The organism is Paenibacillus praedii (assembly GCF_049725345.1).
GTDB lineage: Bacteria > Bacillota > Bacilli > Paenibacillales > Paenibacillaceae > Pristimantibacillus.
Map to the genome: position 1 here is coordinate 217,193 of NZ_JBMWAM010000002.1, position 12,371 is coordinate 229,563.

Annotated in this window: 15 protein-coding genes; 3 read left to right on the forward strand and 12 right to left on the reverse strand. The window is 47.6% G+C overall.

The window, feature by feature from the left end:
- Positions 1–15 precede the first annotated feature (15 nt).
- The 3 genes from ACO9K6_RS03670 to ACO9K6_RS03680 form a co-directional block, all read right to left on the reverse strand.
- Entirely contained in the window at positions 16–1,089 is a 1,074-nt protein-coding gene (locus ACO9K6_RS03670; RefSeq protein ID WP_424766178.1) for a M24 family metallopeptidase, read from the reverse strand.
- A 17-nt stretch (positions 1,090–1,106) separates the two neighbouring features.
- Positions 1,107–1,556, reverse strand: a complete 450-nt coding sequence (gene aroQ / locus ACO9K6_RS03675; RefSeq protein WP_424766179.1) for a type II 3-dehydroquinate dehydratase — start codon at positions 1,554–1,556, stop codon at positions 1,107–1,109.
- A 91-nt stretch (positions 1,557–1,647) separates the two neighbouring features.
- Positions 1,648–2,154, reverse strand: coding sequence for a YqhR family membrane protein (locus tag ACO9K6_RS03680; RefSeq protein WP_424766180.1), 507 nt, complete (start codon positions 2,152–2,154; stop codon positions 1,648–1,650).
- A gap of 213 nt (positions 2,155–2,367) precedes the next feature.
- Here ACO9K6_RS03680 and ACO9K6_RS03685 point away from each other — a divergent pair, with 213 nt between their 5' ends.
- Together ACO9K6_RS03685 and ACO9K6_RS03690 are read left to right on the forward strand one after the other, a co-directional pair.
- Positions 2,368–3,333 carry a DUF1385 domain-containing protein gene (locus ACO9K6_RS03685; RefSeq protein WP_424766244.1) on the forward strand — a complete coding sequence of 322 codons (966 nt, stop codon included), beginning with the start codon at positions 2,368–2,370 and terminating at the stop codon, positions 3,331–3,333.
- Positions 3,334–3,366: 33 nt separating this feature from the next.
- A complete protein-coding gene (locus ACO9K6_RS03690; RefSeq protein WP_424766181.1) occupies positions 3,367–3,684 on the forward strand; it encodes a hypothetical protein in 318 nt (105 codons plus the stop codon).
- Positions 3,685–3,756: 72 nt separating this feature from the next.
- Here the strand turns inward: ACO9K6_RS03690 and mntR are convergent, their stop codons facing one another.
- On the reverse strand, positions 3,757–4,179 hold the full coding sequence (gene mntR / locus ACO9K6_RS03695; RefSeq protein WP_424766182.1) for a transcriptional regulator MntR: 423 nt from the start codon (positions 4,177–4,179) through the stop codon (positions 3,757–3,759).
- Positions 4,180–4,400: 221 nt separating this feature from the next.
- Between mntR and splB the strand changes: the two genes are divergently transcribed.
- Positions 4,401–5,468 carry a spore photoproduct lyase gene (gene splB / locus ACO9K6_RS03700; protein ID WP_424766183.1) on the forward strand — a complete coding sequence of 356 codons (1,068 nt, stop codon included), beginning with the start codon at positions 4,401–4,403 and terminating at the stop codon, positions 5,466–5,468.
- A gap of 22 nt (positions 5,469–5,490) precedes the next feature.
- Here splB and ACO9K6_RS03705 read toward each other — a convergent pair whose 3' ends face one another.
- The 8 genes from ACO9K6_RS03705 to ACO9K6_RS03740 all read right to left on the reverse strand — a co-directional run bounded on the left by ACO9K6_RS03705 (position 5,491) and on the right by ACO9K6_RS03740 (position 12,317).
- Positions 5,491–6,201 carry a cytochrome c biogenesis CcdA family protein gene (locus ACO9K6_RS03705; RefSeq protein ID WP_424766184.1) on the reverse strand — a complete coding sequence of 237 codons (711 nt, stop codon included), beginning with the start codon at positions 6,199–6,201 and terminating at the stop codon, positions 5,491–5,493.
- 20 nt (positions 6,202–6,221) lie between these two features.
- Complete coding sequence (locus tag ACO9K6_RS03710) at positions 6,222–7,031, reverse strand: metal ABC transporter permease (RefSeq protein ID WP_424766185.1); 810 nt, start codon at positions 7,029–7,031, stop codon at positions 6,222–6,224.
- Positions 7,012–7,821, reverse strand: a complete 810-nt coding sequence (locus ACO9K6_RS03715; protein WP_424766245.1) for a metal ABC transporter ATP-binding protein — start codon at positions 7,819–7,821, stop codon at positions 7,012–7,014. Before ACO9K6_RS03715 ends, ACO9K6_RS03710 begins: the two co-directional genes overlap by 20 nt.
- 76 nt (positions 7,822–7,897) lie before the next feature.
- Positions 7,898–8,974 carry a metal ABC transporter solute-binding protein, Zn/Mn family gene (locus tag ACO9K6_RS03720; protein ID WP_424766186.1) on the reverse strand — a complete coding sequence of 359 codons (1,077 nt, stop codon included), beginning with the start codon at positions 8,972–8,974 and terminating at the stop codon, positions 7,898–7,900.
- Between the two features lie 250 nt (positions 8,975–9,224).
- Positions 9,225–11,237, reverse strand: coding sequence for a methionine--tRNA ligase (gene metG, locus ACO9K6_RS03725; RefSeq protein WP_424766187.1), 2,013 nt, complete (start codon positions 11,235–11,237; stop codon positions 9,225–9,227).
- Positions 11,238–11,424: 187 nt separating this feature from the next.
- On the reverse strand, positions 11,425–11,553 hold the full coding sequence (locus tag ACO9K6_RS03730) for a hypothetical protein (protein WP_424766188.1): 129 nt from the start codon (positions 11,551–11,553) through the stop codon (positions 11,425–11,427).
- 69 nt (positions 11,554–11,622) lie between these two features.
- Positions 11,623–11,865: a membrane protein insertion efficiency factor YidD gene (gene yidD / locus ACO9K6_RS03735; protein ID WP_424766189.1), complete on the reverse strand. Its 243-nt coding sequence runs from the start codon at positions 11,863–11,865 to the stop codon at positions 11,623–11,625.
- A 14-nt stretch (positions 11,866–11,879) separates the two neighbouring features.
- Positions 11,880–12,317 carry a Fur family transcriptional regulator gene (locus tag ACO9K6_RS03740; RefSeq protein ID WP_424766190.1) on the reverse strand — a complete coding sequence of 146 codons (438 nt, stop codon included), beginning with the start codon at positions 12,315–12,317 and terminating at the stop codon, positions 11,880–11,882.
- Between the last annotated feature and the right edge of the window lie 54 nt (positions 12,318–12,371).

The window sequence follows — 12,371 nt, forward strand, 5'->3', positions numbered from 1 at the left end:
CTGAATGAATAGTCCTTAACCCAGAGTGATCAAGTCCTTCGGGGATGAGGTTAATATTTTAATACCGGTTTCCGTTATGACGATGTCGTCCTCGATCCGCACCCCGCCGAAGCCAGGTACATAAATGCCAGGTTCTACCGTTACGGTCATGCCGGGGGTTAAAATCGTTTCGCTAAGCTTGGACAAGCGCGGCGCTTCATGGATTTCCATGCCTAGTCCATGGCCGGTGCCGTGACCAAACTGATCACCATAGCCGTATTTCGTAATAATATCGCGAGTTAACGCATCCGCTTCGCGGCCGCTCATGCCCGGCTTGATATGCTCCAGTGCATGCAGCTGTGCTTCCAGCACAATATTGTAGATCTCAACATGCTTTTCACTAGGCTTGCCAACAACGACCGTTCGAGTCAAATCGGAGCAATAGCCGTTATAATAAGCGCCAAAGTCCAGCTTCACAAATTCATTGATTCCAATTACGCGGTCGCTGGCAACGCCATGCGGCAGCGCAGCACGCTCACCAGAGGCTACAATCGTATCGAATGAAGATGATGTCGCTCCATGGCTTCGCATATACACTTCCATTTCGAGTGCGATGTCGGTTTCACGGACACCGGTGCGAATAAGCTTCAAGATATGCTCGAATGTACGGTCAGCAAGATCAGCGGCCTCCTGCATAATTTGCAACTCTGTGGCATCCTTGATGATGCGGAGCTTCTCCACAAGTCCCGACGAGGGTTCCAGCTTAATGCTAGGCAGCGCCTTCGTCCACGCCGTAAATTCGCTGTATACGACATGCTCCTGCTCGAATGCCAATCGGGAAAGCTTGTGCTGCTCCATCAGCTCTCGTACATTTTCTAAAGGACTAGACCCGTGCTCGATAATTTGGAAGCCCGCCGCTTGCTGAGGCGCCTGTGTGCGGTAACGAAAATCTGTCAATAAATAGCTGTGGGTTAGCGTGATAAGCACCATGCCCGAAGAGCCTGTGAAGCCGCTAATATAACGTCGATTATGCTCGCTTCCAATTAATAAGGCTTCGAAGCTTTGCTCCTCCAGCAAATGACGAAGCCGCTTTACTCTTTCATTTGGCATAACCGCTTCACCCTTTCTTACTTGCTTTCCGATTTTTGCAAATGACGTACAAGTGCATCCAGCCCTAGCTCATAGCTGTGGGAACCAAAGCCCGCAATTTGACCAACAGCAATAGCCGATACGACTGAGATGTGGCGGAACGCCTCACGCTTATGAATATTCGACATATGCACTTCTATGATCGGTAAGCCAACGGAGCTAAGAGCATCCCGCAGCGCATAACTGTAATGCGTCCATGCTCCGGGATTAATGACGATTCCATCGGCCTGACCAAATGCGCTATGTATCCGATCAATCATTTCACCCTCATGATTGGTTTGAAAACATTCAAGCGAAATACCCAGCTTGTCGGCCTTGTCCTTCATGAGCGTCTCGATCGAAGCTAACGATTCCATCCCATATACGCCAGGTTCACGAATGCCGAGCATATTCAGGTTTGGTCCATTTAAGAGCAATATTTTGTGCATAGCAGCACCCCCAAGCAACAGAATCCATTCTAGCTTCAAAGTCCATTAGACATTTTACCACAAATGTCCTCTGCTTGAGAAGTAGAAGTGCTTAATGCATTTTGACCGGCTCTCTTGAAGCTTCATCCATGAATTCGAATGTGATGGAATAACCGATAAAGGCACCCCACAGCAGAAAAACGCAAAGCTCGGTATACAGCGTATTCCAGCCGGCTTTCGTAATACGTTCCGTCATCCCTATCCAAGGACCAAGGCCGACAAAAATAATTGCCCACCACACCAGGCCGTAGAGAATACCCGGCCACGGACCGCGCATATGCCAAGGCACCATTTTATAGAGGAGCGCCGCAACGATGGAAAGGATGGCGAAGCTGGCGATTCCAATAATCACTCCCCAGAACGTCTTTAGAAATGATTCTTGGAAAAACGGATCAGCCGCAAAGCCTGGAAGCTCAGTCGTAAACTTCATCTGATAAAACAACCATCGCACCGTCCCCCATATGATGCCTGCGAAAAAGCCGATATGAATGGAATACATCCAAGGATTTGTTCGATGATTATTATTGTACTCTTTTTTGGTCTTTACATTATTCGCCATAAAAGCAGGCCTCCATTCTAGACTCATTCTCGTCCTGCTTAGTATGTGAAATAATGTGAAGTCATACCCGCGAAGTCTTGAAATTCGTCCCGTGGCTGCTTGAGCTGACGTTGGCTTTTGACCGTTAGATCAAGTACAATAGATTTACTAGGAAATGAAAATTTTCGTCGCAGCATTATAGGCGATACAACGATCAAGGAAGGTGAAATCCACTTGCCGCAAGACTCCAGAAGTATATACGGCGGACAAGCGGTAATCGAAGGCGTTATGTTTGCCGGCAAACACGTCAACGTTACAGCAGTCCGACGCAAAAATGATGAAATCGTATTTTATGAGGTACCTCGCATCTCTAAGCGCTGGGTTCAGCAATTGAAGAAAATCCCGCTTATTCGCGGCGTTGTCGGCATCGTTGAATCAAGCGCCAAAGGCTCGCAGCATTTGAATTTTTCTATGGAGGCTTACGCGGAGGATGAAGCGGATGAGCAGCCTGAAGCCGATGCAGCCCAGAAAGCCGCCACTGCCAAGGAAGAGAAGAAATCCGGCGGCTGGAGTCTCAGCATGCTGGTAGGCGTGGCTGTCGCAGGCGTTTTGTCCTTTGTTTTCGGCAAGCTGATTTTTACAGCGGCGCCTGCCGCCATCGAGGAACTGCTGTTTGCAGGGGTATTCGAGAACAAGGTCGGTCATAACTTATTAGAGGGCCTTATAAAAATTATTTTGCTGCTCGTATATTTATATTTCATTTCTATGACGCCGCTTATTAAGCGATTGTTCCAGTATCACGGCGCTGAGCATAAGGTGATAAGCGCCTATGAGGCGGGTGAAGAGTTGACCGTCCGCAATGTGCAAAAGTACAGCCGCTTGCATTATCGCTGCGGTTCAAGCTTTATCGTATTTACAGTAATCGTTGGCGTTGTGGTGTACTCCCTTCCTATCTTCACTTGGGACAGCATCTGGGAGCGCATATATATCCGTATCCTGCTGCTTCCTTTAGTGCTTGGGCTCTCTTACGAGGTTCTTCGTTGGACAAACGCACTGAGAGAAGTACCTGTCCTTCGCTACCTCGGTTACCCGGGGCTATGGCTTCAGCTTCTAACAACCAAGGAGCCGCGCGATGAACAGGTAGCTGTATCCATCGCTTCCTTCAGTCGGATGCAAGAGCTCGATCAACAAATGAAATAAGTGCAAGCTAAAGCATAGAAAGGCGGTTTAAACATGAGCAGAATGCCACGCAAATGGAATGGCTGGGTAATCCTGATTCTTGCATTGCTTGCCATTGGTCTATTTTACAGTATCCTCGTAAACCCTTTTTCCTTTATTGTTCCAATCGTCGTGCTGGGCGGCATTTTCTTGCTCTATAAGTATCCGCCTTCTTTCTTAAGGGGAACAGGCTCTAATCGTGAGCGACCGCAGGTGAAGCAAAGCCGTGTAACGGCTGCGAAAACCAAAACGACCCGTCCGCGCTCCAAAACTGTGCCGTTTCGGGTCATTGATGGCGGCAAGGATGACGATGACCTGCCAAAATATCATTAAAACAATAAAACAAGGTCCGGGATCATTTGTCCCGGACCTTGTTTAATAACAGTCTGTTCTCCCTGCTATGTACTACTCGTTATCCATTTCTACTCGTATTCCACGCAGCTCATCTATCCTTTGCGGATCACGGCGGAAATATTCCACCAGCGTCTCGATGCATGTGATCGAATCCCAGCTAAGGTGATGCTCGATCCCTTCGACATCCTGATAAATATTTTCATCCTGCACGCCTATTGTTGTCAGAAATGATTCCAATAGCTGATGACGATCCACAAGCCGCTTTCCCATTTTCTTGCCTTTATTGGTAAGGACAAGTCCCCGATATTTCTCATAAATGAGATAATTGTCTTTGTCGAGCTTCTGGATCATCTTTGTTACCGAGGATGGATGCACCTCAAGACCTTCCGCTATGTCCGAGACACGCGCATATCCTTTTTCATCAATGAGCTTATAAATTTTTTCCAAGTAGTCTTCCATGCTCGGTGTCGGCACTGAAGAACCCCCTAACCATACTTCTTCACCTTGTCTCCTCGGCGTTACTCTATGTATCATACACTTTCTGTTGGCAGCACCGCAACCCGATCTCAGCTGAGCGACAATGTAAACTCAATCCATCATGCAGTCTTCACCCATGAACTCACCAGTTTGAACAGACAGCTGCCTCCATACAATAAGCTGATGTGTTGCAGCAGCATAATAAGGAGGAATAAACAATGAGTACTGACGTAACGGAACGCCCGAGAGCGGATCGCTCCACCCTTTCCTTTGTTCCTGAGCTCGTTTATTTTGAACCATCGGCACTGGATTATCCAAAGGGACAGCGAATATTCGAATGGGTCAAGCAGGAAGGAATCCCTTATCGGATGACGACCTCGCATAATCGCATTACGAACCTGCCTGGGGATACAGAGCTTGAACAATACAAAATCGCAAAACGCACCCTTGTTGTCGGCATTCGCAAAACGCTAAAATTCGATAGTTCTAAGCCATCCGCTGAATATGCGATCCCTATTGCTACAGGATGTATGGCTCATTGCCATTATTGCTATCTGCAGACCACATTAGGGGCTAAACCCTATATTCGCGTATATGTCAACATCGATGATATTATGGATGCAGCAAAAAGTTATATCGAAGAAAGAGCGCCGGAAATTACTCGCTTCGAGGCGGCATGCACTTCAGATCCCGTTGGTCTCGAGCCGATTTCAGGAAGTCTCTTCGAGCTCATTGAATTTATGGGTGAGCAGGAATATGGAAGGCTCCGTTTCGTGACGAAATTTCATCATGTCGACTCTCTGCTCGATGCGAAGCATCAAGGCCATACCCGCATCCGATTCAGTGTGAATTCCAAATATGTAATTAAGCACTTCGAGCCTGCCACCTCCCGCTTTGAGCAGCGAATCGAAGCCGCAGCAAAGGTCGCTCGAGCAGGCTATCCGATAGGCTTCATTATAGCACCTATCATTTGGCACGATGGCTGGGAAGAAGGCTATAGCGAGCTTATAGCCTCATTAGCGGCCTCCCTGCCTAGGGATGCAACGAAAGAGCTGACCTTCGAGCTCATCCAGCATCGATTCACAAAAACAGCAAAATCGGTAATCGAAAAACGTTATCCGCGAACGAAGCTCGAAATGGATATCGAGAAGCGTAAATATAAGTGGGGCCGCTGGGGGCAGGGGAAATATGTATACCCCGATGAGCAAGCAAATGCGCTCCGCATGTTTTTATCGGAGCGCATTTTCGAGCATTTTCCAGAAGCGAGAATTGAATATTTTACGTAAGCATACCCTTATAGATCATCTTTTAAAAAGCTAACCAATCAGGGGTAATGGTGTTAAGCCAAATCGTAATTTTAGTCATTTGATCTGTAAACAGCAGGATACCCATTAAGATCATGATCGCACCGCCAACCTTCATGACAGCAGACGAATACTTTAAAATCCACTTGGCCGTTCCAAGGAAAAATGCGAGAACAAAAAAAGGAATCGCAAAGCCAAGCGCATAAGCTGTTGTCAGCTGAAACCACGTGCCTGGCGCGGTCGCCGCAAGTCCTAATATTGCTGTTAATGCAGGGCCCATACATGGTGTCCAGCCTGCCGAGAAGCCGATTCCAAATACGAAGGAACTTAAATAATTCGCTTTCTTCGGTACTAAATTCATCCGAAACTCCTTCATAAGAAGCTGTGGCTGAAATAAGCCTAGCAGAAATAATCCCATTAAAATGATTAAGATTGCGGATAATTGCATGATAAGCTGCCGATAATCGCTGAAAAACTCTGCGAACACATTCGTGCTGTAGCCTAGAGCATAATAGACGGTGCTGAAGCCCAAAAGGAAAAACAGCGTATGCGACATCGTTCGTATACGTTTTTTCTTTGTATTATCATTCGATTTCAAATCGGATACCGAAATGCCAGTTATGTAGGATAAATAAGATGGGTAAAGCGGCAAGCAGCAAGGAGAAATGAAGGATGCAAAACCCGCTCCGAATGCCAGCCAAATATTGATGTCCAAGCCTTTTCACCTCACTTCAATCAATTGCCTGCTCTGACTCCGCGCCGGAATACAAACAGTAAAAGCAGAACAGCGATGAGCAATAATACAATCGTGCCGCCAGGCGCAAGATTCCATACGCCAGCTATAAGCAGTCCGCTCAGAACCGCCAGCTCACCGATAAGGACAACGGTAATGACGCTTTGACGAAAGCTCCGGGCGATGATCAAGCTGCATGCAGCCGGTACAGTAAGTAATGCGGAAACAAGCAGAGCGCCGACGATTTGAATCGACACGCTAATGACAAGTGCCGTTAGCACGCTAATCATGACATTATAAAATTTGACGGGCAAGCCGCTGACCGCTGCCGCGTCCTCATCAAAGGTGAGCAGAAACAGCTCTTTAACCTGTGTCCGGATGGCAATAAGCACAATCGCCGTGACTCCGCCTATTACAAACAAATCGGTGCTGCTAAGCGTGTAAATGCTTCCGAATAAATAGCTATTTACATTCATTTTGAAATTTTTTCCTATCGTAAATAATATAGATGCAAGTGCGATGCCGCCTGACATGATAATCGCAATAGACAGCTCTGCGTATGATTTATAGGCCTTCCGCAGCTTTTCTATGGCAAAGGATGCCATAATCGCAAATATGAATCCGACAGCAATCGGGTACACTCCAATCAGGAAGCCAAGAGCAACTCCGGCAATCGACACGTGAGATAAGGTATCTCCAATCATGGAAAGCCTGCGCAGAACAAGAAATAAGCCCATTAATGGGGCTGTTATGCCAATCAGAAAGCCGCCGATAAGGGCTCTTTGAAAAAATTCACTCGTTACGATCTCCAATCAAAACTACCTCTTTCCTGCTCTCCATTTGCTCTCTTAGCCCTTTAAGGCTGTGCGCCAGGTCATTCTCCACGCAATCCTGCGTTTCATGCGAATGCTTAATGTGAAACTTAAGCTTCCCATTCTCGGCAGCCGGACGTTCTCCCAAATAAGAGCGAATCATGTCCAGATCATGCGATACCATCAGGAACGTTATATTATGGTGCTGATGCATATGCTTGATCATGTGAAAAAAGCCTTCCTGCGTTTCCGTATCGATGCCGACCGTTGGCTCGTCTAAAATTAACATCGATGGATTGTTTATAAGTGCTCTTGCTAGAAAAACGCGTTGCTGCTGTCCGCCTGACAGCTGTCCGATCCGCTTATCCTTCAAATCCTCGATTCCCATTGCCTGCAGCGCATCTTCACACTTCTGGAAGTCGGACTTGCTTAGCTTCTTGAAAATTTTATTGCGGCTAAAAAGTCCTGACAGCACGACCTCTCGGACAGTAGCCGGAAACAGCGGATTAAACGCATTTTTCTGAGGGACGTAGCCGATGCGTTCCCATTGCTTAAACCTGTCTACGTTTTGTCCGAACAATCGGATTGTGCCCTTCGTCGGCTTCAGCAATCCAACGATCATACGCAGCAGCGTCGTTTTGCCCGCACCGTTCGTGCCGATCAGACCGATGAAGTCTCTCTCCTTCACGGCGAAGCTAAGATCCGAGATAACATTCTGCTGTTGAAAAGAAAAGGAGACATTATCCAAGGAGATGACCTCTTGGTGGCAGCTTGTGGTGTCTTTGGACATGATGTTTGTTTGCACCTTATTTTCCCTCCTCACAGCAATACGGAGCTGAATCAGCTCCGCAGGTTTGCCTTTTGTTCTATTGTAATGCTTGCACAAGATTTTGCAAGTTCCGTTCCATTAAGGTTATATAGTTCTCGCCCGCTTTTTCCTGCTCAGGCGTCAATCCTTCCAGTGGATTAAGAACCATCGTCTTCGCATCAGCTTCACTAGCGAGCGTATTAGCAAGCTGATCTGATACAAGCTCCTCGAAGAAAATATATTTCACGTTGTTTTCCTTCGCAAACTTTGCGATCTTCAATAAATCTTGTGCCCGCGGCTCGGCATCTGGGATGAGGCCCATAATAGGCACCTGATTCAAGCCATAATCACGGGCCAAATATCCAAATGCCTGGTGCGATACGACAATATTTTTATTTGTAACCTGTGCAAGCTTGGCTGTATAATCTGCATCTAGTGCTTCCAGCTTTTGCTTGAGCGCGGAATAGTTATTCTCATAATCTGCTTGGTTTGCGGAATCGACCTCAATTAAGCTGTTTTTAATGTTTTCAGCTAATACTAACGCTGATTTCGGGCTAACCCACGTGTGCGGATCTATTCCCTCCTCATGGTTATGCGCTTCTTCATCCGCATGCCCATGATTATTCTCGTCGGCATGCCCCTGATTATTCTCGTCGGCATGTTCATCCGTTACTTCGCCGGAGCCTTCGATCAAATTTATTCCGACGCTCATCTCCTTCGAAATGACCATGCTGTCCTTAGACATGCCCTTCAGAAAATCATCAACCCAGCCCTCTAAACCAGCGCCATGATAGAGGAACAGCTGAGCGTTAGATGCTGTGTCCAAATCGCGGCTCTTAGGTGTCCAATCATGCGGCTCTACTCCAGCGGATACTAGATTAACCGCATTGACATGCTCTCCTCCAATTTCTGAAGCAAGGAAATATAATGGATAAAAACTAGTCACAACACTAACCTGCTGCTCTTGTGCTGCATCCGTTGCGCCACTGTCATTTGGAGCGGCGGAAGAATTTGTGGAATTATTCGTGTTGCCCGTGTTATTCGCATGATTGCCGCATGCTGCGGCGAACAGCAGCAGCGCTGTAACCAGCAGACTTAGCACAGGATAGCGGAATGATGACTTCGAAGCTTTCATTTGATGTTCTCTCCATTCTATTTCTATCTTTTTATCGTAATCGTTACTATTACGTTTTGTATTATACGATGCATTAATTAGACTGTCAACCTTAACTGTTCGCATAAAGCTATAAAAAAATGCACCTTGCAAGGCTGGAGAAATAGATGGACGCAAATACGCCATCACCAGCTTCGCTAAGGTGCATGATTGATTATAATCCGATTTTTTTACACGCAAAATGTGTTCTGCTTGAACAGCTCATTTGTTATTATTTCACAACCGCGCCGTTCGGCATGCTTTCAGGGACTGTAGCGAGTGTCAATTGATCGTCGTGCGAGGCAGCAAGTATCATTCCCTGCGACCATTCGCCGCGCAGCTTAACCGGCTTTAAATTCGTGACGCATATGACTTTGCGTCCGATAAGCTCTTCAGGAGTATAAAATTTCGCGATTCCTGAAACAACCTGGCGCTGCTCATAACCAAGATCTAGCTGAAGCTTTAGCAGCTTGTCGGCCTTTGGAACAGACTCTGCCGCAATAACCTGAGCGACTCTCAGCTCGACCTTTGCAAAATCATCGATTGCAATTTCTTCCTTATTGTCCGCTCGAGCCGATCCTGCTTCGGCACCGATTCCAACGGCTGGAGTACTGGCTCCGGCCCTGTCTCCTTCAGCCTCCGGCTGCACGAGCTGCGAGCCGCCGCTCATAGCCGCAGCAATGAAAGCCGCTTCTTCTGCTGTATCAAGGCGCGGGAACAACGGTGCTCCCTTGCTCACCTTCGTGCCGCCAGGCATTGTACCGAAACGTTTCGTGCTCTCCCAAGAAGTAAGCTCACCTTGCTCTAATCCTAGCTGCTTCCACAACTCCTGAGGAGCATGCGTCAAGAACGGCTGCAGCAGGATCGAAACGATACGCAGCGATTCCGCCAAGTGGTGCATCACGGATGCAAGCTCCTCACGTTTCGCTTCGTTCTTAGCAAGCGTCCATGGCTGTGTCTCATCAATATATTTATTTGTTCTGCTTACCAGCTGCCACAAGCAGGCGAGCGCCACAGAAAACTCCATATTTTCCAGCGCATCTTCCATTTGGCTTACGGTTTCTGCAGCCAGCTTCTGCAAAGACTCGTCGAAGTCCGTCACATAACCGCCAAATGCCGGTATCACACCATCAAAATACTTATCAACCATCGCAACCGTGCGGTTAAGTAAATTTCCGAGGTCATTCGCTAAATCGAAGTTAATGCGCTCAATAAAATTTTCAGGCGTAAATGCGCCATCCGCACCAAAAGGCACCTCGCGCAGCAAATAGTAGCGAAGCGCGTCAAGACCATAACGGTCAATCAGCATAACCGGATCTACGACGGTACCCTTCGACTTTGACATTTTCCCTTCCTTCGTCAAAAGCCAGCCGTGGGCAAATACCTTCTTAGGCAGCGGAAGGTCAAGCGCCATAAGCATAATTGGCCAGTAAATCGTATGGAAACGAACGATTTCCTTACCAACCAGATGAACATCTGCAGGCCAGAAATCGCGGTATTTCTCATCTCCGCCCTCCTTGCCGTAGCCTAGTGCGGTAATATAGTTGGATAACGCATCAATCCATACATAGATAACATGCTTCGGATCACCAGGCACCTTAATACCCCAATCGAACGTCGTGCGCGATACCGCCAAATCCTCCAGACCTGGCGTGATAAAATTGTTGATCATTTCGTTTTTCCGCGATTCGGGCTGAATAAAGTCCGGATTGTCCTCATAATGCTGCAGCAGACGATCTGCGTATTTACTCATGCGGAAGAAGTAGCTTTCCTCCTTCACAAGCTCTACCGGCCTGCCGCAGTCCGGACACTTGCCGTCTGAAAGCTGACGCTCCAGGAAGAAGGATTCACAGGGCGTACAATACCAGCCCTCATATTCGCCTTTATAAATATCCCCTTGCTTAAGAAGCTGGGCAAAGATTTTCTCAACAACAACCTTATGACGCTCCTCCGTCGTACGGATGAAATCATCATTGGATATTTCCAGCTTAGCCCATAACTCCTTAATGCCGATCACGATGTTATCGACGAATTGCTGCGGGGTTTGGTCCTTCTCCTTTGCTTTACGCTCAATCTTTTGCCCATGCTCGTCAGTACCTGTCAAATACCAAACGTCATAGCCGCGCAAACGCTTGTAACGCGCCATTGCATCCCCTGCTACTGTCGTATAAGCGTGCCCGATATGCAGCTTATCGCTCGGATAATAAATTGGCGTCGTAATATAAAACGTATTTTTCTTCGTCATGCTTGACCCCTCCAAAAGGTTAAATGTAGAAAAAAACGCAAAAAACTCCCGTCCAACATGGGACGAGAGTGTAAACTCACGCGGTACCACCCAAATTCCAATCACGATGGCATCGGTTCAATTCTCCCGATCCATGGCGAAAGCTTCGTGTGCCGTCCAATTGACGGCAATCGCCGATAACGCTGGCTTAGCGCCGCTCCCTTACCCAGCCTCTTACGTGCTGCAGCTCGAAAGCGAATCCTCCCGGACCATCTTCCAATAGCTTCCCTTGCCGGCTTCCACCGCATTGCCCGGCTCTCTGCATAAGGTATGCCATTGTACTTATCCGTTCCTCGGATATATAGATGCTTCTATGTCAAAATATACCGAAAGATCCCCCGGTCTGTCAAGGAGCATCGGCCTTATCCCCCTTTACCGGCGGGACGGGGTCAAAGCCTCCTGGATGAAACGGATGACAGCGTGCGATCCGCTTAGCGGCAAGCCATGCTCCCTTCGCTGCGCCATGCTTCTCAATCGCTTCCAGCGCATACATCGAGCAGGTTGGGTAATAGCGGCAGGATGGAGGCAGGATTGGCGATATAACCTTGCGATAAAAGCGAATCGGCGCCTGCGCAACTCGTATTATCATCTGCTGCTTCCCCATTACTGCTCGCTTGCCGACTGTTCATCCTGAACGCATTCCTTACAATAGCCAAACACCTCGAATTTATGCTTCACCACTTTAAATTCCTCTGGAACAATGGTCTGCTCCATTGGGCAGAACGTGATGGGGTATGTTATACCGCATTGCAAGCAAATCATATGGTGATGGTGATCATGCTCTCTGCAGTGGAGCTTGAATTTGCCGCCATCCTCAAAAACAACCTGCTCCAGCACCCCCAGCTCTTCCATGACACGCAAGTTGCGGTATACCGTATCGAAGCTGAGCCCCGTATACGATTTCCCCATATATTCATAGACTTCCTTCGGCGCCAAATAGCCCTGCGTCTCCGAGAACAGCTTCGCCAACGTCTTCCTTTGATCCGTTATGCGGAGTCCTTGACTAGACATCCGTCGCAAAATGTCTTCCATTGTATGCATATGTCGATCCTCCGAACGTAAAAGTTTCTATATCCATAATGACGAAAAAAAAAG

Coding starts and splice junctions, on each gene's coding strand:
- aroQ (WP_424766179.1), bottom strand. CDS start 1,556: ATGCACAAAATATTGCTCTTAAATGGACCAAACCTGAATATGCTCGGC.
- ACO9K6_RS03740 (WP_424766190.1), bottom strand. CDS start 12,317: ATGCATACAATGGAAGACATTTTGCGACGGATGTCTAGTCAAGGACTC.
- ACO9K6_RS03680 (WP_424766180.1), bottom strand. CDS start 2,154: ATGGCGAATAATGTAAAGACCAAAAAAGAGTACAATAATAATCATCGA.
- metG (WP_424766187.1), bottom strand. CDS start 11,237: ATGACGAAGAAAAATACGTTTTATATTACGACGCCAATTTATTATCCG.
- yidD (WP_424766189.1), bottom strand. CDS start 11,865: ATGATAATACGAGTTGCGCAGGCGCCGATTCGCTTTTATCGCAAGGTT.
- ACO9K6_RS03730 (WP_424766188.1), bottom strand. CDS start 11,553: ATGGCATACCTTATGCAGAGAGCCGGGCAATGCGGTGGAAGCCGGCAA.
- ACO9K6_RS03715 (WP_424766245.1), bottom strand. CDS start 7,821: ATGTCCAAAGACACCACAAGCTGCCACCAAGAGGTCATCTCCTTGGAT.
- ACO9K6_RS03670 (WP_424766178.1), bottom strand. CDS start 1,089: ATGCCAAATGAAAGAGTAAAGCGGCTTCGTCATTTGCTGGAGGAGCAA.
- ACO9K6_RS03720 (WP_424766186.1), bottom strand. CDS start 8,974: ATGAAAGCTTCGAAGTCATCATTCCGCTATCCTGTGCTAAGTCTGCTG.
- splB (WP_424766183.1), top strand. CDS start 4,401: ATGAGTACTGACGTAACGGAACGCCCGAGAGCGGATCGCTCCACCCTT.
- ACO9K6_RS03690 (WP_424766181.1), top strand. CDS start 3,367: ATGAGCAGAATGCCACGCAAATGGAATGGCTGGGTAATCCTGATTCTT.